Here is a 20,853-nt window from a genome sequence, read left to right as displayed (position 1 = left end):
GGGCCGTATGGTCTTGGGTCATGGAGAGCAGTGGTGAGGACAGGGGTCCTGAGGGCGTTCGGGCCGGCGAGGGCGGCGCGGAGGGTGTCGTGCGGGCCGTCGTGGCGCCTTCGTCGCTGTCTCCGTCGCGGGCGAGTGATTTCATGCGGTGTCCGCTGCTGTACCGGTTCCGGGTGATCGACCGGTTGCCGGAGAAGCCGAGCGAGGCGGCGACGCGGGGCACGCTGGTGCACGCGGTGCTGGAGCGGTTGTTCGACGCGCCGGCGCGGGAGCGTACGGCGCCGCGGGCGAAGTCGTTGGTCCCGGCGCAGTGGGACCGGTTGCGGGAGAGCCGTCCGGAGGTCGCGGAGCTGTTCGAGGGCGATCCGGAGGGTGAGCGGCTGGCGCGCTGGCTGGGTGAGGCGGAGCGGCTCGTGGAGCGCTGGTTCTCGCTGGAGGACCCGACGCGGCTGGAGCCGGCCGAGCGTGAGCTGTTCGTGGAGACGGAGCTGGATTCGGGGCTGCGGCTGCGCGGGATCATCGACCGGGTGGATGTGGCGCCGACGGGTGAGGTGCGCATCGTCGACTACAAGACGGGCAAGGCGCCGCGGCCGGAGTACGCGGAGGACGCGCTGTTCCAGATGAAGTTCTACGCGCTGGTGGTGTGGCGGCTGAAGCGGGTGGTGCCGCGGCGGCTGCAGCTCGTGTATCTCGGCAGTGGTGACGTGCTGACGTACGACCCGGTGCCGGCGGATCTGGAGCGGGTGGAGCGCAAGCTGCTGGCGTTGTGGGCGGCGATCCGGGAGGCGACGGAGACGGGGGTGTGGCGGCCGCGGCCGACGAAGCTGTGCGGCTGGTGCGATCACCAGGCGGTGTGTCCGGAGTTCGGGGGGACTCCCCCGCCGTATCCGCTGGCGGTGAGGGCGGCGGAGTCGGGTGCCGGTGGCGAGGGCACAATGGGCCCGGTCTAGCGAAGGAGTGTCACGTGGCCATCCGCGTCCTTTTGGTCGATGACCAGCCGCTGTTGCGTACCGGGTTCCGGATGATTCTGGAGGCGGAGCAGGACATCGCGGTCGTCGGTGAGGCAGGTGACGGTCTTCAGGCGCTCGATCAGGTGCGTGCGCTGCAGCCGGATGTGGTGCTGATGGACATCCGTATGCCGCGGATGGACGGGGTGGAGGCGACGCGGCAGATCACGGGTCCGGAGCGGGACGGTCCGGCAAAGGTGCTGGTGCTGACGACATTCGATCTGGACGAGTACGTGGTGGAGGCGCTCCGGGCGGGGGCGAGCGGGTTCCTGCTGAAGGACGCTCCGGCGGACGAGCTGGTGCAGGCGATCCGGGTGGTGGCGGCGGGTGAGGCGATGCTGGCGCCGAGCATCACGCGGCGGCTGCTGGACAAGTACGCGACGCATCTGCCGTCGGGTGAGGAGCCGGCGCCGAGCACGCTGCACACGCTGACGGACCGTGAGGTGGAGGTGCTGAAGCTGGTGGCGCGGGGGTTGTCGAACGCGGAGATCGCGGCGGATCTGTTCGTGTCGGAGACGACGGTGAAGACGCATGTGGGGCATGTGCTGACGAAGCTGGGTCTGCGGGACCGGGTGCAGGCGGCGGTGTACGCGTACGAGAGCGGTCTGGTGCGGCCGGGCGCGCAGTAGCGGGTCCTGGTACGGCCGAGGGCGCCCCTTCCTGGTGGGAGGGGCGCCCTCGGTGTTGTGCGGGCGGGTGTGTCCGGGCGGGGTCAGCTCTTGCTGAGTTCCCAGAAGCGGAACACGGTGGAGGCGTCGAGGCAGTATTCGAGGCCGTAGACGCCGTCGCGGACGACGGCGTACTGCTTGGCCTGCCAGACGGGCAGCAGGGGCAGTTCGTCGGCGACGATGTCCTGGAGCTGGCCGAAGTCCCTGTCGGTGGCGGCGCGGTTGCTCTGGGCGGCGGTGGCGGGGAGCAGGGTGCCGGTGAGGCGGGTGTTGTCGTAGTGGTTGGCGAGGACGTTGCCCTTGCCGAAGAAGGGGGCGGTGAAGTTGTCGGCGTCGGGGTAGTCGGGCACCCAGCCCTTGACGTAGACGCCGTACTTGCCGTCGGCGATGTCCTTCTCGTACTGGCCGAAGGCGACGGACTGGACGTCGGCTTCGAAGAGGCCGCTGGCGTTGAGCTGGTCGGCGACGGCGCGCAGTTCGGCGTCGGTGGCGGGGCCGTAGCGTGCGGGGGTGGACCAGAGGGTCAGCTTGACCTTGCCCGTGATGCCGTCGGCGCGCAGGGCCTGGGCGGCCTTGGCCTTGGAGGGGCGGGCGCCGTAGGTGTCGAAGAAGGCGGTGTTGTGGCCGATGATGCCGGCCGGGATGATCGAGTACAGCGGGGTGGCGGTGCCCTGGTAGACGTTGTGGATGAGGGCGTCGCGGTCGAGCAGGTGGGCGATGGCCTTGCGGACGCCGAGCTTTCCGGCGACGGGGTCCTTCATGTTGAAGACGAGGTGCTGGACCTCGGCGCTGCTGCCCTCGATGACCTCGATGCCCTTGGTGCCTTCCTGGCTGTCGATGTCGGTGATGTCGCGGGCGCTGAGGCCGCGGTAGGCGAGGTCGATGTCGCCGCCGAGGAGGGCGGTCTTCAGGGCCTTCTGGTCGCCGTGGAAGAACTTGAGGGTGACGCCGTTGTTCTTGATGTCGGCGGTGCCCTGGTAGTGCGAGTTGACCGAGAAGACGGCCTGGCCCTTGTCGAAGGAGTCGAGCTTGTAGGGGCCGGAACCGATGGCCTTCTTGTCGGTGCGCAGCCGGCCGGCGTCGTACTGGCGGTGGTCGACGATGGAGCCGGCGCCGGAGGCGATCTTGCTGGGGAAGGTCGCGTCGGGGGCGTTGAGGCGGAAGACGACGGTCTTCTCGTCGGGCGTCTCGACCTGCTCCAGCGTCGGGAACATGACAGCCGGACCGGCGGGGTCGTTGATCTTCAGCAGGCGGTCGAAGGAGAACTTGACGTCCTCGGAGGTGAGGGAGTCGCCGTTGCTGAACTTCAGGTCGTCCTTCAGCTCGCACTTGAAGACGGTGGCCCGGGTGTCACGGAACGAGCAGGACCTGGCGAGCTCCGGCTCGGGCTGGGTGCCGCCGTTGGGGAAGCTGAGAAGCGACTGGAAGACGTTGTTGAACAGCAGCCAGGAGCCTGGGTCGTAGCCGGATGCCGGGTCGGTGGCCAGGACGTCGTCGGACATCCCCATCACCATCGCCTGGCCGGTGCCCTCGGCGTCGCCGGTCTCGGAGCCGCAGCCGGTCAACAGGCCGCAGGCCAGCCCCGCCACCACGGGCAGGACCGGCCACTGGTTGCGCATGTTCACAGCAGTGCCTTGTCGTCGGTTCGTGGCCCGGAGCCGCCGTCGCGGCTCCGGGTACGGGAGACGTCAGCCGCTCACACCACGGCCGAGCTCCCACAGCTGAAGCGTCGAGGAGGAGTTCAGGGCGTACGAGGTGCCCGTGATGTCGTCCCGCGCGGCGACGTACTGCTTGCCCTGCCACAGCGGCAGCACGGGGACGTCCTCGGCGACGGTGTCCTGGATGTCGGTGAGGATCTTGTCGGCGTCGATCCGGTTCGCCTCGCGGCGGGACTCGGGGATCAGGCTCCGCTCGATCTCGCTGTTGCTGTAAGGCGAGTTGAGGAAGTTGTCCTTGTCGAGGAAGGGCGCGAGGAAGTTGTCGGCGTCGGGGAAGTCGGGGAACCAGCCCATGCCGTAGACGTCGTAGCGGCCCTTCTGCTCCGCGGGGCGGAAGGTGGCCCAGGGGTGGCCCTGGATGGTGACGTCGAAGACTCCGCTGTCGTTGAGCTGCTTCTGCAGGACCTCGAACTCCTGCTTGGTGGCGGAGCCGTAGTGGTCGGTGGTGTAGTGCAGGGTCAGCTTGACCGGGGCGGTGACGCCGGCCTTGGCGAGCAGCGCCTTGGCCTTGGCGGAGCTGGGGTCGCCGTACTTGTTGAAGAACGAGTTGGAGTGGCCGGCGAGGGTGGCGGGCACCAGGGAGTACAGCGGCTCGGCCTGGGTGCCGTAGACCTTGGAGATCAGCTCGCCGCGGTTGATGACCTGGGCCATGGCCTGGCGGACGGCCTTGTCCTTGACGGTCGGCGCGTCGGTGTTGAAGGCGAGGTAGCGGATCTCCAGACCCGGCATGTCGACCAGGTCGGCGTTGGAGTCGGCGCCGCCGTCGAGCTTCTGGATCTGGCCGGGCGACATGGTGCGGCTCATGACGTCGATGTCGCCGCGGTCGATGGCGGCACCCATGGCGTCGGCGTCGTCGAAGGAGCGGATCTCCACCTTGTCGTTGTTCACCGTGGAACTCCCCTTGTACGAGGGGTTCTTGGTGAAGACGCCGCTGACCATGGCGTCGCCCTTGACCTCGGCCTTGAAGGTGTACGGGCCGGAGCCGTCGACCTCGAAGCCGTCGCGCAGCTTGTCCTTGGAGTACGTCTTGGGGCTGACGATGCCCGCGACCGGGGTGGACAGCTTGAACGGGAAGGTGGCGTCGGCGGTCTTCAGGTGGAAGATGACCTCGCGGTCGCCCTGCGTCTCGACGGTGTCTACGGTGTTCAGCAGGGCCGCCACACCGCTGTCGGCCTGGAGCTTGAGCGCGCGGTCGATCGAGAACTTCACGTCGGCGGCGGTGACGGGCTCGCCGCTGGCGAACTTCAGTCCGCTGCGCAGCTTGCAGGCGTAGCGCTCGTTGCCGGTGTCGGTGAAGCTGCAGCTCTCGGCGGCCTCCGGGACGGGGCTGCCCTCACCCTTGGGCTGGGTCATCAGGGTCTGCACCGTCTGGCGCAGGATGTTCCAGGTGCCGACGTCGTAGGCGTAGGCGGGGTCCAGGGGCGCGGGAGCGTCGCTCGTGGCCGTGAACCGGTCCGTGGTGCCGACGACGATGGGGTCGCCGTTCTTGGCCCCACTGTCGGTTCCGCCACACGCGGCGAGAACCGGCGTGAGCAGGCCGGCCACTGCCGGCAGCACCAGAGTCTTGCGGTTCATGCGGGACTTTCTCCAGAGCTGTTCGATTCCGTGAACCCGGCAAGCGAGGGTGGCGCGGCGGATCACGGGGGTTGCTGCGATGTTGTCGCGTCGACATTAGTCCGCGCCCGCAGCGCGGTTCGAGGCCGCCCGAGTTGAGGGTTCATCACGGAGTGAAACCGGGTGCGGACGCACCGAAAAACCGACAGCGACAGGATTCGTACAACGGTTCATCAATGCGGACACAACGGCCCGCGGACGGCGGGCGCGGCGGGGATTTCTGCACACGCGGGCAGCCTTGTCGAGGCCGCCGGGAGTGGCGAACGTCACAGTGTCAACTGCGGTCCGGAATACCGGAATTAAGCCACCCGGGCGGCCCGGGAATTCGCTCCGGGGCACGGATTCCGGGGAATTGCGCCCTGGTCAGCATTGTTTTCGCACGCTGGGTGAACGCCTAGTGCGTGAGCGTCATCAGCCCGCGCAGAAAAGACAGGTCGACCTGTTCCAGTGAGGGTACGACGGTGCGGCGTTCGGCCGGGACGATGGGTGCGATGGAGGGGACGGCGACCACGTGGCAGCCGGCCGCCTCGGCGGCGGCGACTCCGGTCGCGGTGTCCTCGATGACGGCGCACCGGGCCGGGTCGGCGCCGAGTCCGGCGGCCGCGAGGAGGTAGGGGTCGGGGTGCGGCTTGGTGCGGGAGACCTCGTCGCCGCCGATGGAGAGGGTGAAGTGGTGCGGGCCGAGGGTGGTCAGCACGCGGTCGATGATGCGCCGGTGGGAGGCGGAGACCAGGGCGGTGGGGATGCCGTGCTCGTGGAGTTCGGCGAGCAGCCGGGCGGCGCCGGGCATCAGCGGGAGGTGGCTGCCGATGCGGGCCTCGAAGCCGTCGTTGAGGAGGACGGAGAGTTCGGCGAGGGTGATGGCGGCGCCGGTGGCCTCGATGAGGAAGCCGGCGCTGCGGGTCATGGGGCCGCCGACGACGACGTGCCGCCAGGACTCGTCGAGGGTGTGTCCGAGGGCGGCGAAGACCTCGACCTCGACGTCCCACCAGAAGCCCTCGGTGTCCACCAGGGTGCCGTCCATGTCGAGGAGGACCGCTTGAAGGGCGGAGCCTTCGGCCGTACAGGTTCCGAGCGCGGGGACCGTGCTGGTCATCCGGGCGCACCTCCTTGAGGGACGATCAGGCCGGTTCCCGGAAAGGGAACCGGCCTGCGGTGGACCGATAAGCATACGTCGCCGGCGCGCGAAGCGCCTCGTTTACGACCGGCGTGGCGGGGTACGCGGCCTTTTCTCCCGGCGTGGGGCGCCGGAGGCAGGCGCGTGTGCCCGTTTCGGCAGGTCAGCGGGCGTTGAAGTACTTCGCCTCGGGGTGGTGGATCACGATGGCGTCGGTGGACTGCTCGGGGTGGAGCTGGAACTCCTCGGACAGGTGGACGCCGATCCGCTCGGGCTGGAGCAGGTCGGCGATCTTGGCGCGGTCCTCCAGGTTGGGGCAGGCGCCGTAGCCGAGGGAGAAGCGGGCGCCCCGGTACTTCAGGGCGAACATGTCCTCGATGTCGGCGGGGTCCTCCCCGGCGAAGCCGAGTTCGGCGCGGACGCGGGCGTGCCAGTACTCGGCCAGCGCCTCGGCCAACTGGACGGAGAGGCCGTGCAGTTCGAGGTAGTCGCGGTAGGCGTTGGCCTCGAAGAGCTTGGCGGTCTCCTCGCCGATGCGGGAGCCGACGGTGACGACCTGGAGGCCGACCACGTCCCGCTCGCCGGACTCCTCCGGGCGGAAGTAGTCGGCGAGGCAGAGCCGGCGGCCCCGGCGCTGGCGGGGGAAGGTGAAGCGGGTGCGCTCGTTGCCGTCCTCGTCCAGGATGATCAGGTCGTCGTCCTTGGAGACGCAGGGGAAGTAGCCGTGGACGACGGCGGCTTCCAGCAGGTTCTCGGTCTGGAGGCGGTCCAGCAGGCCGCGCAGGCGGGGGCGGCCCTCGGTCTCGGCGAGTTCCTCGTAGGTGGGGCCGTCACCGGCGCGGGCCTGCTTCAGGCCCCACTGGCCCTTGAAGAGGGCTCCCTCGTCCAGCCAGGAGGCGTATTCCTTGAGCTGGATGCCCTTGACGACGCGGGTGCCCCAGAAAGGCGGGGCGGGCACCGGGTTGCCGGTGCTGACGTCGGAGCGGACGTGGCCCTCCTGCGCGGGCTCCTCCGGGAGATCCGCGGCGGGGGTGGCGCGGACCCGGCGCTGCTTGAGCTCGGGGAGCTGGGCACCGGGCACTCCGCGCTTGACGCCGATGAGGGCGTCCATCAGGCGCAGGCCCTCGAAGGCGTCGCGGGCGTAGCGGACCTCGCCCCCGTAGATCTCGTGGAGGTCCTGCTCGACGTAGGCGCGGGTGAGGGCGGCGCCGCCGAGGATTACCGGGTAGTCGACCGCGAGGCCGCGCTGGTTCAGCTCCTCCAGGTTCTCCTTCATGATCACCGTGGACTTGACCAGGAGGCCGGACATGCCGATGACGTCGGCGCGGTGCTCCTCGGCGGCGTCCAGGATCGCGGAGACGGGCTGCTTGATGCCGAGGTTGACGACGTTGTAGCCGTTGTTGGACAGGATGATGTCGACGAGGTTCTTGCCGATGTCGTGGACGTCGCCGCGCACGGTGGCCAGCACGATGGTGCCCTTGCCCTCGGCGTCGGACTTCTCCATGTGGGGTTCCAGGTGCGCGACGGCCGTCTTCATGACCTCGGCGGACTGGAGCACGAAGGGCAGCTGCATCTGGCCGGAGCCGAAGAGCTCGCCGACGGTCTTCATGCCGTCAAGCAGGGTGTCGTTGACGATGTCGAGGGCGGGCCGGTCCTGGAGGGCTTCGTCCAGGTCGGCTTCGAGGCCGTTGCGCTCGCCGTCGATGATGCGGCGCTTGAGGCGCTCGTCCAGGGGCAGCGCGGCCAGTTCCTCGGCCTTGCCGGCGCGCAGGGACTTGGCGGTGGCGCCCTCGAACAGGGCCATCAGCTTCTGCAGCGGGTCGTAGCCCTCGGCGCGCCGGTCGTGGATGAGGTCGAGGGCGGTCCGCACCTCTTCCTCGCTGAAGCGGGCGATGGGCAGGATCTTGGAGGCGTGCACGATGGCCGAGTCCAGGCCCGCCTTGACGCATTCGTCGAGGAAGACGGAGTTCAGCAGGATGCGGGCGGCCGGGTTGAGGCCGAAGGAGATGTTGGACAGGCCCAGTGTGGTCTGGACGTCGGGGTGGCGCCGCTTGAGTTCGCGGATCGCCTCGATGGTGGCGATGCCGTCCTTGCGGGACTCCTCCTGGCCGGTGCAGATGGTGAAGGTCAGGGTGTCGATGAGGATGTCCTCCTCATGGATGCCCCAGTTCCCGGTGAGGTCGTCGATGAGCCGTTCGGCGATCTCGACCTTCTTCTCGGGGGTGCGGGCCTGGCCCTCCTCGTCGATGGTGAGCGCGATCAGGGCGGCGCCGTGCTCGCGGGCGAGGCGGGTGACCTTGGCGAACCGGGACTCGGTCCCGTCGCCGTCCTCGTAGTTCACCGAGTTGATGACCGCGCGGCCGCCGAGCTTCTCCAGGCCGGCCTGGATGACGTCGACCTCGGTGGAGTCGAGCACGATCGGCAGGGTGGAGGCGGTGGCGAGGCGGCCGGCGAGTTCCGCCATGTCGGTGACGCCGTCGCGGCCGACGTAGTCCACGCACAGGTCGAGCATGTGCGCGCCCTCGCGGATCTGCTCGCGGGCCAGCTCCACGCAGTCGTCCCAGCGGGCCTCCAGCATGGCCTCGCGGAACTTCTTGGAGCCGTTGGCGTTGGTGCGCTCGCCGATGGCGAGGTAGGAGGTGTCCTGGCGGAACGGCACGGACTGGTAGAGCGAGGCGGCGCCCGCCTCGGGGCGGGGCTGCCGCTCGGACGGGGTGAGGTCGCGCACCCGCTCGACGACCTGGCGCAGGTGCTCGGGGGTGGTGCCGCAGCAGCCGCCGACCAGGGAGAGGCCGTACTCGTGGACGAAGGTCTCCTGGGCGTCGGCCAGCTCGGGGGCGGTCAGCGGGTAGTGCGCGCCGTTCTTGCCGAGGACGGGGAGGCCGGCGTTGGGCATGCAGGCCAGCGGGATGCGGGCGTTGCGGGCGAGGTGGCGCAGGTGCTCGCTCATCTCGGCGGGGCCGGTGGCGCAGTTCAGGCCGATCATGTCGATGCCGAGGGGCTCCAGCGCGGTGAGCGCGGCGCCGATCTCGGAGCCGAGCAGCATGGTGCCGGTGGTCTCGACGGTCACGGAGACGATGACGGGCACGTCGAGGCCGAGGGCTTCCAGGCCGCGCCGGGCGCCGAGGACGGCGGCCTTGGTCTGCAGCAGGTCCTGGGTGGTCTCCACCAGCAGGGCGTCGGCGCCGCCGGTGATCAGGCCCTCGGCGTTGCGCTGGTACGCGTCGCGCAGGGTGGTGTACGGGGCGTGCCCGAGGGTGGGCAGCTTGGTGCCGGGGCCCATGGAGCCGAGCACCCAGCGGGGCCGACCGTCGCGGGCGGTGAAGGCGTCGGCGGTCTCGCGGGCGACGCGGGCTCCGGACTCGGAGAGTTCGTGGACGCGCTCGGGGATGTCGTACTCGCCGAGGGCGGAGTGGTTGGCGCCGAAGGTGTTGGTCTCGACACAGTCGACACCGACCTCGAAGTACGCCTCGTGCACGGAGCGGACGATGTCGGGGCGGGTCAGGTTGAGGATCTCGTTGCAGCCTTCGAGCTGCTGGAAGTCGTCGAGGGTCGGTTCCTGGGCCTGGAGCATGGTGCCCATCGCTCCGTCGGCGACCACCACACGGGTGGCGAGTGCCTGGCGGAGCGCGGACGCGCGGGTCCGGCTGTCGGCGGAAGGGGACGTCGGCGACGAGGCCATGAAGGGGCTCCCTTGAGTGCGACGGCTGTCGGCTATGCGCCTGCCCAGGCGGACCTGGCGTGGGGCACGGCGCCAGAGTAACCGCCCGTGGGCTTGGATGGGCACAGGCGTCCACGACACGGACGCGGATGGCGGAGTCCGGCCGGGCGGGTGCCGTGGCCGGGAACATGGGTTGTCCGGGACGGTCCTGCTCAATGGCGGGAGGTCGACATCGACCGGTAGTGTTCGGCATTGCCGAACGCGTATATGACAGCTCGGCGAGCGGCCGAAGCGGACGGAGGCAGGACGGCGATGGCACGGAACATCCAGTCGCTCGAACGGGCGGCCGCGATGCTGCGTCTGCTCGCGGGCGGCGAGCGGCGGCTCGGCCTCTCCGACATCGCCTCGTCGCTGGACCTGGCCAAGGGCACCGCGCACGGCATCCTGCGCACCCTTCAGCACGAGGGCTTCGTGGAGCAGGACGAGGCGTCGGGCCGCTACCAGCTGGGCGCGGAGCTGCTGCGCCTGGGCACCACGTATCTGGACGTGCACGAGCTGCGGGCGCGGGCGCTGGTGTGGACCGACGACCTGGCCCGGTCCAGCGGGGAGAGCGTGTACGTGGGCGTGCTGCACCAGCAGGGCGTGCTGATCGTGCACCACGTCTTCCGCCCGGACGACAGCCGGCAGGTGCTGGAGATCGGGGCGATGCAGCCGCTGCACTCCACGGCGCTGGGCAAGGTGCTCTCGGCCTACGACCCGGTGGCGCACAGCGAGGCCCTCGACTCCTCCCGCAAGGCGTTCACCGACCGTACGGTGTGCGCGCCGGAGGACTTCGAGCACGTCCTGGACCTCACCCGGGCGCGCGGCTACGCGGCCGACGTGGAGGAGACCTGGGAGGGGATGGCGTCGATCGCGGCGCCCATCCACGACCGGCGCCGGATGCCGGTGGGCGCGGTGGGGATCGCGGGCGCGGTCGAGCGGCTGTGCCGCGACGGCGAGCTGCGGCCCGAGCTGATCGCGGCGGTGCGCGACTGCGCCCGCGCGGTGTCCCGGGACCTGGGCGCGGCCCGCTTCTGATCACCGGCTCCGCGTGCGGGGCCGGTCTGCTGTCCCCCCGTCCGTAACGATCCTGCCCTCTGCGTTCTTTTTCGTCCCCGGAACCCTTGACGGGTGTGCGCGGCGAAAGCAAGACTCCCGTCCGTCGGTCGGCATTGTCGAACACCTATCGGTATTAAGCGTTAGGGTGTGACTGCGCCTAGGGCCGGCTTCCCCTGGACGAAGGACAAAGGAGTCGCGGGTGTCCAGCTCCGACATCTTCATCGGCGAGACCATAGGTACCGCCATACTCATCCTGCTCGGCGGCGGTGTGTGTGCCGCCGTGACGCTGAAGGCGTCCAAGGCGCGCGGCGCCGGATGGCTGGCCATCGCCTTCGGGTGGGGTTTCGCCGTTCTGACGGCCGTCTACACCTCGGCGCCCCTCTCCGGCGCGCATCTCAACCCGGCCGTGACCCTCGCGTTGGCGATCAAGGATCACGACTACGGCAACCTCCCCGCCTACTGGGGCGGTCAGCTCCTGGGCGCGATGATCGGCGCGACGCTGGTCTGGGTGGCGTATCTCGGCCAGTTCCACGCGCACCTCACCGACCGGGAGATCGTCGGCGGTCCCGGTGCGCAGGACACGGCCAAGGCGGTCGAGGCGCAGGAAGCGGCCGCGGGCCCGGTGCTGGGCATCTTCTCCACCGGTCCGGAGATCCGGAACGCGGTGCAGAACCTCCTGACGGAGATCATCGGCACGATCGTGCTGGTGCTGGCGGTCCTCACGCAGGGCCTGAACAACGAGGGCAACGGCCTCGGCCCGGTGGGCGCGCTCATCACGGCCCTGGTGGTCGTCTCGATCGGTCTGTCCCTGGGCGGTCCGACGGGGTACGCGATCAACCCGGCGCGCGACCTCGGCCCGCGCATCGTGCACGCCCTGCTGCCGCTGCCCAACAAGGGCGGTTCGGACTGGGGCTACGCGTGGGTCCCGGTCGTCGGTCCGCTGATCGGCGGCGCCATCGCTGCGGGCATCTACAACGTCGCTTTTGCTTGATGAGTAACGATTTGCGCAAAAAGAGCCGATCATTCGAGTAAGCGCCGTCCGCACCGCACCCTCACCTCGGACCTCCCAGGAGCACACAGTGACCGACGCCCACACCGCAGGACCCTTCATCGCGGCGATCGACCAGGGCACGACCTCCTCGCGCTGCATCGTCTTCGACCGGGACGGCCGCATCGTCTCCGTCGACCAGAAGGAGCACGAGCAGATCTTCCCCAAGCCCGGCTGGGTCGAACACGACGCGAACGAGATCTGGACGAACGTCCAGGAGGTCGTCGCCTCCGCCATCGCCAAGGCCGGCATCACCCGCGACGACATCAAGGCCATCGGCATCACCAACCAGCGCGAGACGACCGTGCTGTGGGACAAGAACACCGGTGAGCCCGTCCACAACGCCATCGTCTGGCAGGACACCCGCACCGACGGGCTCTGCCGGGAGCTGGGCCGCAACGTGGGCCAGGACCGGTTCCGCCGCGAGACGGGCCTGCCGCTGGCCTCCTACTTCGCCGGACCCAAGGCCCGCTGGCTGCTGGACAACGTCGAGGGTCTGCGCGAGCGCGCGGAGGCCGGGGACATCCTCTTCGGCACCATGGACAGCTGGGTCATCTGGAACCTGACCGGCGGCACGGACGGCGGACAGCACGTCACCGACGTCACCAACGCCTCGCGCACCATGCTGATGAACCTGCACACGATGCAGTGGGACAAGAAGATCTGCGAGTCCATCGGCGTGCCCGAGCAGATGCTCCCCGAGATCCGCTCGTCCGCCGAGGTCTACGGCGAGATCACCGGCGGCAGCCTCGGCGAGCTGCTCGGCGGCATCCCCGTCGCCTCCGCGCTCGGCGACCAGCAGGCGGCCCTGTTCGGCCAGACCTGCTTCTCCGAGGGCGAGACGAAGTCGACGTACGGCACCGGCACGTTCATGGTGATGAACACCGGCGAGAAGATCATCAACTCCTACGCCGGTCTGCTGACCACCGTCGGCTACAAGATCGGCGACAAGCCGACGGTGTACGCCCTGGAGGGCTCCATCGCCGTCACCGGCTCGCTGGTGCAGTGGATGCGCGACCAGATGGGCCTGATCTCCACCGCCGCCGAGATCGAGACGCTCGCGCTCTCGGTCGAGGACAACGGCGGCGCCTACTTCGTACCGGCCTTCTCCGGCCTGTTCGCCCCGCACTGGCGCTCCGACGCGCGCGGTGTGATCGCGGGCCTGACCCGGTACGTCACCAAGGCGCACCTCGCGCGCGCCGTCCTGGAGGCCACCGCCTGGCAGACGCGGGAGATCGCGGACGCCATGACGAAGGACTCCGGCGTCGAGCTGACCACGCTCAAGGTGGACGGCGGCATGACCGCGAACAACCTGCTGATGCAGCAGCTCGCGGACGTGCTGGACGCGCCGGTGGTCCGCCCGATGGTCGCCGAGACCACCTGTCTCGGTGCCGCCTACGCCGCCGGTCTCGCCGTCGGCTTCTGGTCCAGCACCGACGAGCTGCGCGCCAACTGGCGCCGGGCCGCCGAGTGGACCCCCCGCATGGACGCGGAGACCCGCGACCGTGAGTACAAGAGCTGGCTCAAGGCCGTCGAGCGGACCATGGGCTGGCTCGAGGACGAGAGCTGACCGGTCCGGCGCAGCCGGCAGGCCAGCCTCCGACGAGGAGCTAAGTACCCGACATGACCAGTCCCACCACCCTGAAGTCCGTACCTGCCCTGGGCACGCACCCGGCCTACGGCTCCAACCCGAGCCGTGCCGAGACCCGGGAGCAGCTCGCCGGGGCGTCGTACGACCTACTTGTGATCGGCGGCGGCATCCTGGGCATCTCCACCGCCTGGCACGCCGCGCAGTCCGGGCTCAGGGTGGCGCTGGTCGACGCCGGTGACTTCGCCGGCGCCACCTCCTCCGCCTCGTCCAAGCTGCTCCACGGCGGTCTGCGCTACCTGCAGACCGGCGCGGTGAAGCTGGTGGCGGAGAACCACTTCGAGCGGCGTGCGGTCTCCCGCCAGGTGGCCCCCCACCTGGCGAACCCGCTCACCTTCTACCTTCCGGTGTACAAGGGCGGCCCGCACGGCGCCGCCAAGCTCGGCGCGGGCGTGTTCGCCTACTCGGCGCTCTCCGCGTTCGGTGACGGGGTGGGGCATCTGCTCTCGCCCTCGAAGGCGGCGCAGGACGTGCCCGAGCTGCGTACCGAGAACCTGAAGGCCGTGGCCGTGTACGGCGACGACCAGATGAACGACGCCCGCATGGCGCTGATGACGGTCCGCGCGGCCGTCGACGCGGGTGCGGTCGTGCTCAACCACGCCGAGGTGACCGGGCTGCGCACCACGCGCGGCCGGGTCACCGGCGCCGAGCTGAAGGACCGGCTCGGCGGCGAGGAGTTCGGGGTCAACGCCCGCCTGGTGCTGAACGCGACCGGGCCCTGGGTGGACCACCTGCGCCGGATGGAGGACCCGCACGCGGCCCCCTCGATCCGCCTCTCCAAGGGCGCGCACCTGGTCCTCAAGCGCACCGCCCCCTGGAAGGCGGCGCTGGCCACCCCGATCGACAAGTACCGCATCACCTTCGCCCTGCCCTGGGAGGACATGCTCCTGCTCGGCACGACGGACGAGATGTACGAGGGCGACCCGGCGGACGTGTCCGTCACCGAGTCGGACATATCCCAGATCCTGGACGAGGCCGCGTTCTCCGTGCGGGACCAGCAGCTCCGGCGGGACCTGATCGCCTACTCCTTCGCCGGGCTGCGGGTGCTGCCGGGCGGCCCCGGTGACACCGCGAAGGCGAAGCGGGAGACCGTGGTCACCGAGGGGCCGGGCGGGATGCTCTCGGTGGCGGGCGGCAAGTGGACCACGTTCCGGCACATCGGGCGGACCGTGCTGAAGAAGCTGGAGACGCTGCCGGGCCGGCCGCTCGGCGACGACTTCGAGCCGGTGTCGGAGCTGCCCAAGCGGCTGCCGCTGCCCGGTGTCGCCAACCCGCGCGCGGTCGAGCACCGGCTGCTGGTGGACCGCCCGGCGCCCGGGCCCCGGATGGCCGCCGACACCGCCCGCCATCTGGCCACCCACTACGGCTCGCTCGCCTTCGACATCGCCCGCCTGGCCAACGAGCACCCCGAGCTGGCCGAGCGGGTCCACCCCGACGCGCCGGAGATCTGGGCGCAGGTCGTGTGGGCCCGTGACCACGAGTGGGCCGAGACGGCGGACGACGTGCTGCGCCGCCGTACCACGCTCACCATCCGCGGACTGGCCACGGACGACGTGCGCGCCAAGGTGCGCGACGTCCTGGACGGCAAGCGGTAACAGGCGGTCTCAGGGGGCGGTTCCGTGTCGCGGAACCGCCCCTCGCGCATACCCGCACTTCCACCTGCCCCCCAAACACTTCCGCGCGCTCCCTCGAACGTGTTTCGAAGTGTGCGTTTAATAGCCGCTCTACGGCTAAAACGGATCTTTCCGACAGTGGTGGTCCGATGGCGGCGGAGTGGGGCGAGGCCCAGGTGCGGGGAGCGGTCATATGCGAGGCGGTTGGCACACTGCGCGGGCGCGGCGGCGCCTGGGGTTCGCCGCGTGCGGGGCCGCGCTCGCCGCGCTCGCGGCGGTCCTGCGGTTCTGGTGGCTGGACGCGGCGGTCGCGGGCGTCCTGATCTCCGCGATCGGCGCGTTCGTCTCGGTGGTGGCCCTGGTGGCCGACATCCTGCGCGGCGACGGGGACCCTCCGCTGCGTTCGGCGGCCGAGGACCGGCAGCGGGCCGCCGACGCGCTGGCCGAGGCGGTCCAGGAACAGTGGGCGGCGGAGGCGCGCGCCCGGCGGCTGCGGGACCCGATGCCGATCGAGGTCCGCTGGGGGGCGGCCGACCGGCGGCTCGCGGACCATCCGGAGAACATCCGCCGCGCCCAGCCGCTGCCCGCCCCGCGCGACGCCGTGGTCGAGCACGTCGCGGACCCCTTCCCGGTGCCGTCCGGGCGCCGGCTGGTGGTGCTGGGCGGTCCGGGCTCGGGCAAGAGCGTGCTGGCGCTGCGGTTCGTCCTCGGCAGGCTGGCCGTCCGGGCCCCGGGCGGCCCGGTCCCGGTGATCGTCCCGCTGGCCGGATGGGACCCCTGGCGCACGGGGTTGCGCGACTGGCTCGCCGAGCGGCTCGCCGACGACTATCCCCCGCTCGCCGCCACCGACGGCCGCCGCACCCTGGCCCGGGCCCTGCTGGACTCGGGGCTCGTCATGCCGGTCCTGGACGGCTTCGACGAACTGGCCCGGCCGGGCTGGGCGGAGGCCGTGCGGCGCGTCAACGCCGAACTGGACGACGATCTGCCGCTGCTGCTGACCAGCCGCAAGGAGGCGTGGACGACGGCGGTGGCCGAGGGTGACGTGCTCACCGCGGCCGAGGTGGTCGAGCTGCTGCCGCTGGACCTGGAGCAGGCGGCGGCCCACCTGGAGCGCACGGCCCGCCCGCTGCACACGGCGGACGGCACGCGGGCCACGGTGTGGACGCCGGTGCTGCGGGAGCTGCGCGAGCGGCCGGGGTCGGTCCCGGCGCGGGCGCTCACCACGCCCCTGATGGTGTCGCTGGCCCGTGCCGTCTACGGCGACACCTCCGGCGACCCCTCGGAGCTGCTGGACGCCGGGCGTTTCCCCACGGTGGCCTCGGTCGAGGAGCATCTGCTCGGGGCGTTCGTGCCCGCCGCGTTCGCCGGTTCCGGGCCGCGGGCCACCTCGGACGCGGCGCGGCGGCTGACCGTGCTGGCGCGGGCGTTGCAGCAGCGCGGCACCGGGCGGCTGGCCTGGTGGGAGCTGGAGTCGATGCTGCCGCGCGCGCTGCGGGTGTACACGCCGGGGCTGCTGGCGCTCGCCGTGCAGGCGCTGCTGGTGCTCCCGGTGATGCTGGCGCGGGTGGTGAGCGGTCAGGCCGGGACGGAGGACGTGGTGTCGGTGGGCGCCACGCTGTTCGGCCAGACGCTGGGGTTCGCGTTCGGCGCGGCCTGTCTGCTGCCGCGTGACGGCGGGCCGCCCAGAGGGAGGTTCATCCTCCGGCAGACCCTGCTGACCGCGCTGGTGAGCGGTCTGCTGTGGGCGGCGTTCGCCTGTACCGACGATCTCCGGTTCGGCTTCCGCTACGGCACGGTGACCGACGGCTGGATGCCGGACCTGCTCGGCGGGTGCCTGTTCTCCCTGCTGTTCACGCTGTTCTTCGGCATCGCGGGACTCCCCCGGCGGCCGGTGCCGCTCAGCCTGCCGTGGAGCGGGGCCGCGGGCCGGGCGGTGGCCCGTGTGCTGGGTGCCACCCTGGTGCTGGGCGGCGCCGGTTCGGCCGGGTCGGTGCTGCTGGACTCCTCGCGGGACCCGTGGACCGCGCTGATCGGCACGACCTGCATGGCGGCGGGCACGGCGCTGCTGGTCAGCGGCACGCACTGGCACGACGGCCCGCATCCGGGCCGGGCGGGCCGGGTCGGCCAGCGGTTCGCGGCCGGTGCCGTACGGGGCGCGGCGGCCGCGCTGCTGATCGGGATCACCGCGTGCACGACCGCCGGGCTGACCGCGGTCGGGGTGACGGTGCTGAAGTCGGGCGGCGCGGAGAACCTGGCGGGCAGACGGATCGACGGCTGGCGGTTCGCGGTGCGGGACGGGGTGCGTACGGCCGTCACCCAGCGGCCGCTGCGGGGCAGGATGCTGATCCCCGGCGAGGGGGCGCGGCCGGTCGCCTATCCCGGTGACGCGGAGCCGCCCGACTGCACGATCCCGATGCTGCACGACCGCGTCTGCCGTCCCTTCCTCTCCCGGCGCACGGAGTTCGAGTCGCGGAACGGGGTCGTGGTGGTGCGGCTCGCCCTCGGCGGCGGCGCGCCGACGGTGGCGCACCCGGCGAATCTGCGGTCCGTGCTGCCGCCGCCCGCGCGCGGCTGGCTCACCCAGGGGCCGGCGGCGGGTCTGCTGGCCCGCTGCCTGCCGCCGTTCGTGGCCAGCGGTGTGCTGATCGGTCTGGTGGGCGGATGCGTGTGCGGGGTGTACCGGGCGCTGAGCGTGCCGTCGGACATCATGCGGGCCACCGGTCCCGGCTCCTCGCTGCGGACCGACCGTACGGCGTCGTTCACGCGCGCGGGGGTGGTCGCGCTGCTGGTGGCGCTGGTCTGTGTGCCGGTGATGGTGCTGCCCGGCGACTGGGGCGGGATGGCGCACGTCGGGACCCGGCTGTGGCTGCCGCTGGGCGCGGCGGCGCTGGCGCTGAGCGCGTGGGGGCGGTTCGCGGTGGCCCGGGTGTGGCTGGCGGCGACCGGGCGGCTGCCGTGGCGGCTGATGGCGTTCCTGGAGGACGCCCACCGGCGGGGTGTGCTGCGCAGGTCGGGGGCGTGCTTCGAGTTCCGGCACCTGCGGCTGCAGTCCCATCTGGCGGGCGGCGGGGCGCCGGAGGCGCGGCACGGGGCGGGTCCGCCGGACGGGGCCTGGGAGCGGGCTCCGCTGCGGGGTGTTCCGGGCCGGGGTTCGGGGCAGTGATCCGTTCAGCCCCTTGCGAGGGGGCTGCTGAGGCTCCCGCAGGACGCCGTAAGGTTGGGTGGTCAGGCGAGAGCACGTCGGAAGGAGGCACTGGGTGATCGAGCTGGAGGGTGTTCCCGAGCTGATCGACCCAGTCATGGTGGCCGCGTTCGAGGGCTGGAACGATGCCGGTGACGCCGCCTCCACGGCGGTCGCGCATCTGGAACGCGAGTGGAAGGGCGAGGTGTTCGCGGCGCTGGACGCCGAGGACTACTACGACTTCCAGGTGAACCGCCCCACGGTCTTCATGGAAGGCGGCGTACGCAAGATCACCTGGCCGACGACCCGGCTCTCGGTGGTCCGCGTCGGCGGGGACAAGCCCCGTGACCTGGTGCTGGTGCGCGGGATCGAGCCGTCGATGCGCTGGCGCTCGTTCTGCAACGAACTGCTGGGCTTCGCCCATGAGCTGGGCGTGGAGCTGGTGGTGATCCTGGGCGCCCTGCTGGGCGACACCCCGCACACGCGTCCGGTGCCGGTCAGCGGGGTCACCTCGGACGCCGATCTGGCGCGCCGGATGAACCTGGAGGAGACCAAGTACGAGGGTCCGACGGGCATCGTCGGTGTGCTCCAGGAGGCCTGCACGCACGCCGGCGTCCCGGCGGTGTCGCTGTGGGCGGCGGTGCCGCACTACGTCTCCCAGCCGCCCAACCCGAAGGCCACGCTGGCGCTGCTGAACCGGCTGGAGGACCTGCTGGACCTGCGGATACCGCAGGGCGAGCTGCCCGAGGACGCGCGTGCCTGGCAGACCGGCGTGGACCAGCTGGCCGCCGAGGACAGCGAGGTCGCGGAGTACGTGCAGACGCTGGAGGAGGCCCGGGACACCGCCGAGCTGCCGGAGGCGTCCGGCGAGGCCATCGCGCGCGAGTTCGAGCGGTATCTGCGGCGCCGGGACGTGGGCGGGCCCGGCGGGCACGCCACGGCGGACGGCTCGGACAGCGGGCCCTTCCGGCGTGACACGCCGAGCGGACGCACCCGTCCGCCCAAGCCGCCGAAGCCGGAGGCGCCGGGCGCGTCCGAGGGCGACGAGGCGGACAACCCGGAGGACTGAGCGGGCCCGCGAGCGGGCTCACGGAAGAGAAGTGGGGCGGTACCCGGCCGGGTACCGCCCCTGCTTTTGTCCCTCGGCTCAGAGAGCCACGCCGAGCAGTGCGTCGACGGTACGGCTGACCACGCCGGGGGCGCCGATGTCGGTGCCGCCCTCGGCCTCCTGGCGGGCCGTCCAGCGGTCCACGGCCTCCAGGGCGGCGGGCGCGTCGAGGTCGTCGGCGAGGGCCTCGCGGACCTCCTCCACCAGCGCGTCGGCGGACGGGCCGTCGGGCCGGGAGACGGCGGCGCGCCAGCGGCCGAGCCGGTCCACGGCGTCCTGGAGCACCTGGTCGGTCCACTCCCAGTCCGCGCGGTAGTGGCGGGAGTGCAGGGCGAGCCGGATGGCGGCCGGGTCGACGCCCTCGCGGCGCAGCGTGGACACGAAGACGAGGTTGCCCTTGGACTTGGACATCTTCTCGCCGTCCAGGCCGACCATGCCCGCGTGGACGTACGCCTTGGCCATGGGGAACTCGCCGGTGAGCACCTGGGCGTGGGAGGCGCCCATCTCGTGGTGCGGGAAGGCGAGGTCGGAGCCGCCGCCCTGGACGTCGAAGCCCATGCCGAGGTGGTCCAGCGCGATGGCCACGCACTCGATGTGCCAGCCGGGCCGGCCGCGGCCGAGCGTGCCGCCGTCCCAGCTCGGCTCGCCCTCGCGGGCCGCGAGCCACAGCATCGGGTCGAGCGGGTTCTTCTTGCCCGGCCGGTCCGGGTCGCCGCCGCGCTCGGCGGAGAGCAGCCGCATGGCGGCCGCGTCCAGGTTGGACACCTGGCCGAAGTGCGGGTCGGAGTCGACGGAGAAGTAGATGTCGCCTTCGAGGTCGTAGGCGGCGCCCAGTTCCCGCAGCCGTTCCACCAGCGGGACGATGCCGGGTATGGCCTCGACTGCGCCTATGTAGTGCTGGGGAGGCAGCATCCTGAGGGCGGTCATGTCCTCGCGGAACAGGGTGGTCTCCTGGTCGGCGAGCGCGGCCCAGTCGACGCCGTCGCGCGTCGCGCGCTCCAGGAGCGGGTCGTCGACGTCGGTGACGTTCTGGACGTAGTGGACCTGCCGCTTGGTGTCGAGCCACACGCGCTGGACGAGGTCGAACGCGTTGTAGGTCGCCGCGTGACCCATGTGGGTCGCGTCGTACGGCGTGATGCCGCAGACGTAGATCCGGGCGACGGGACCGGGGTCGAGGGTGACCGGACCGTCGGTCGCGGTGTCGTGAATCCTCAGGTCGCGGCCCTGACCAGGCAGGGCGGGGACCTCGGAAGCGGGCCAGGCATGCATGTACATGAGCCTAACCGGCCATGAGCCGGCGCTACGAACCGGATCACGCCGCGGGGCGGCCGGATGGCCGGACGGGCGCTCTTGCGCCCGGCCGTCCGCCGTG

At 71.3% G+C, this 20,853-nt stretch carries 13 protein-coding genes; 8 read left to right on the top strand and 5 right to left on the bottom strand.

Going from position 1 to position 20,853, the window contains the following annotated elements; all coding sequences use genetic code 11:
- Nucleotides 1–143: 143 nt before the first annotated feature.
- Nucleotides 144–950 carry a PD-(D/E)XK nuclease family protein gene (locus ABZ898_RS15385; protein ID WP_361657938.1) on the top strand — a complete coding sequence of 269 codons (807 nt, stop codon included), beginning with the start codon at nucleotides 144–146 and terminating at the stop codon, nucleotides 948–950.
- 14 nt (nucleotides 951–964) lie between these two features.
- Nucleotides 965–1,636 (top strand): response regulator transcription factor, encoded by a 672-nt coding sequence (locus ABZ898_RS15380; RefSeq protein ID WP_361657936.1) that lies wholly within the window; start codon nucleotides 965–967, stop codon nucleotides 1,634–1,636.
- An 83-nt stretch (nucleotides 1,637–1,719) separates the two neighbouring features.
- Here the strand turns inward: ABZ898_RS15380 and ABZ898_RS15375 are convergent, their stop codons facing one another.
- From ABZ898_RS15375 to metH, 4 genes are all read right to left on the bottom strand, one after another.
- Entirely contained in the window at nucleotides 1,720–3,300 is a 1,581-nt protein-coding gene (locus ABZ898_RS15375; RefSeq protein WP_361657933.1) for an ABC transporter substrate-binding protein, read from the bottom strand.
- A 63-nt stretch (nucleotides 3,301–3,363) separates the two neighbouring features.
- The gene (locus ABZ898_RS15370; RefSeq protein ID WP_361657930.1) at nucleotides 3,364–4,968 is read right to left on the bottom strand and encodes an ABC transporter substrate-binding protein; all 1,605 of its coding nucleotides are present in this window, start codon (nucleotides 4,966–4,968) and stop codon (nucleotides 3,364–3,366) included.
- Between the two features lie 433 nt (nucleotides 4,969–5,401).
- Nucleotides 5,402–6,103 (bottom strand): HAD family phosphatase, encoded by a 702-nt coding sequence (locus tag ABZ898_RS15365; RefSeq protein WP_361657927.1) that lies wholly within the window; start codon nucleotides 6,101–6,103, stop codon nucleotides 5,402–5,404.
- Between the two features lie 184 nt (nucleotides 6,104–6,287).
- Nucleotides 6,288–9,806, bottom strand: a complete 3,519-nt coding sequence (metH, locus tag ABZ898_RS15360) for a methionine synthase (RefSeq protein WP_361657924.1) — start codon at nucleotides 9,804–9,806, stop codon at nucleotides 6,288–6,290.
- A gap of 291 nt (nucleotides 9,807–10,097) precedes the next feature.
- Here metH and ABZ898_RS15355 point away from each other — a divergent pair, with 291 nt between their 5' ends.
- The 6 genes from ABZ898_RS15355 (at nucleotide 10,098) to ABZ898_RS15330 (ending at nucleotide 19,442) form a co-directional block, all read left to right on the top strand.
- Complete coding sequence (locus ABZ898_RS15355) at nucleotides 10,098–10,862, top strand: IclR family transcriptional regulator (protein WP_361657921.1); 765 nt, start codon at nucleotides 10,098–10,100, stop codon at nucleotides 10,860–10,862.
- 220 nt (nucleotides 10,863–11,082) lie between these two features.
- Nucleotides 11,083–11,874, top strand: coding sequence for an MIP/aquaporin family protein (locus tag ABZ898_RS15350; protein WP_361657919.1), 792 nt, complete (start codon nucleotides 11,083–11,085; stop codon nucleotides 11,872–11,874).
- An 88-nt stretch (nucleotides 11,875–11,962) separates the two neighbouring features.
- Nucleotides 11,963–13,501, top strand: a complete 1,539-nt coding sequence (gene glpK / locus ABZ898_RS15345; protein WP_361657916.1) for a glycerol kinase GlpK — start codon at nucleotides 11,963–11,965, stop codon at nucleotides 13,499–13,501.
- Between the two features lie 53 nt (nucleotides 13,502–13,554).
- The gene (locus tag ABZ898_RS15340) at nucleotides 13,555–15,174 is read left to right on the top strand and encodes a glycerol-3-phosphate dehydrogenase/oxidase (protein WP_361657913.1); all 1,620 of its coding nucleotides are present in this window, start codon (nucleotides 13,555–13,557) and stop codon (nucleotides 15,172–15,174) included.
- Between the two features lie 211 nt (nucleotides 15,175–15,385).
- Nucleotides 15,386–18,355: a hypothetical protein gene (locus tag ABZ898_RS15335; RefSeq protein WP_361657911.1), complete on the top strand. Its 2,970-nt coding sequence runs from the start codon at nucleotides 15,386–15,388 to the stop codon at nucleotides 18,353–18,355.
- A 94-nt stretch (nucleotides 18,356–18,449) separates the two neighbouring features.
- Nucleotides 18,450–19,442: a PAC2 family protein gene (locus ABZ898_RS15330; RefSeq protein WP_361657908.1), complete on the top strand. Its 993-nt coding sequence runs from the start codon at nucleotides 18,450–18,452 to the stop codon at nucleotides 19,440–19,442.
- A gap of 78 nt (nucleotides 19,443–19,520) precedes the next feature.
- On the opposite strand, the gene mshC is transcribed toward ABZ898_RS15330, so the two are convergent.
- Nucleotides 19,521–20,750, bottom strand: a complete 1,230-nt coding sequence (gene mshC / locus ABZ898_RS15325; RefSeq protein ID WP_361657905.1) for a cysteine--1-D-myo-inosityl 2-amino-2-deoxy-alpha-D-glucopyranoside ligase — start codon at nucleotides 20,748–20,750, stop codon at nucleotides 19,521–19,523.
- Nucleotides 20,751–20,853: the final 103 nt, after the last annotated feature.

Source organism: Streptomyces sp. NPDC046860 (assembly GCF_040645115.1).
Lineage (GTDB): Bacteria > Actinomycetota > Actinomycetes > Streptomycetales > Streptomycetaceae > Streptomyces.
The sequence above is the reverse complement of the archived record's forward strand: the minus strand, read 5'-3'. Positions and strand labels throughout refer to the sequence as shown.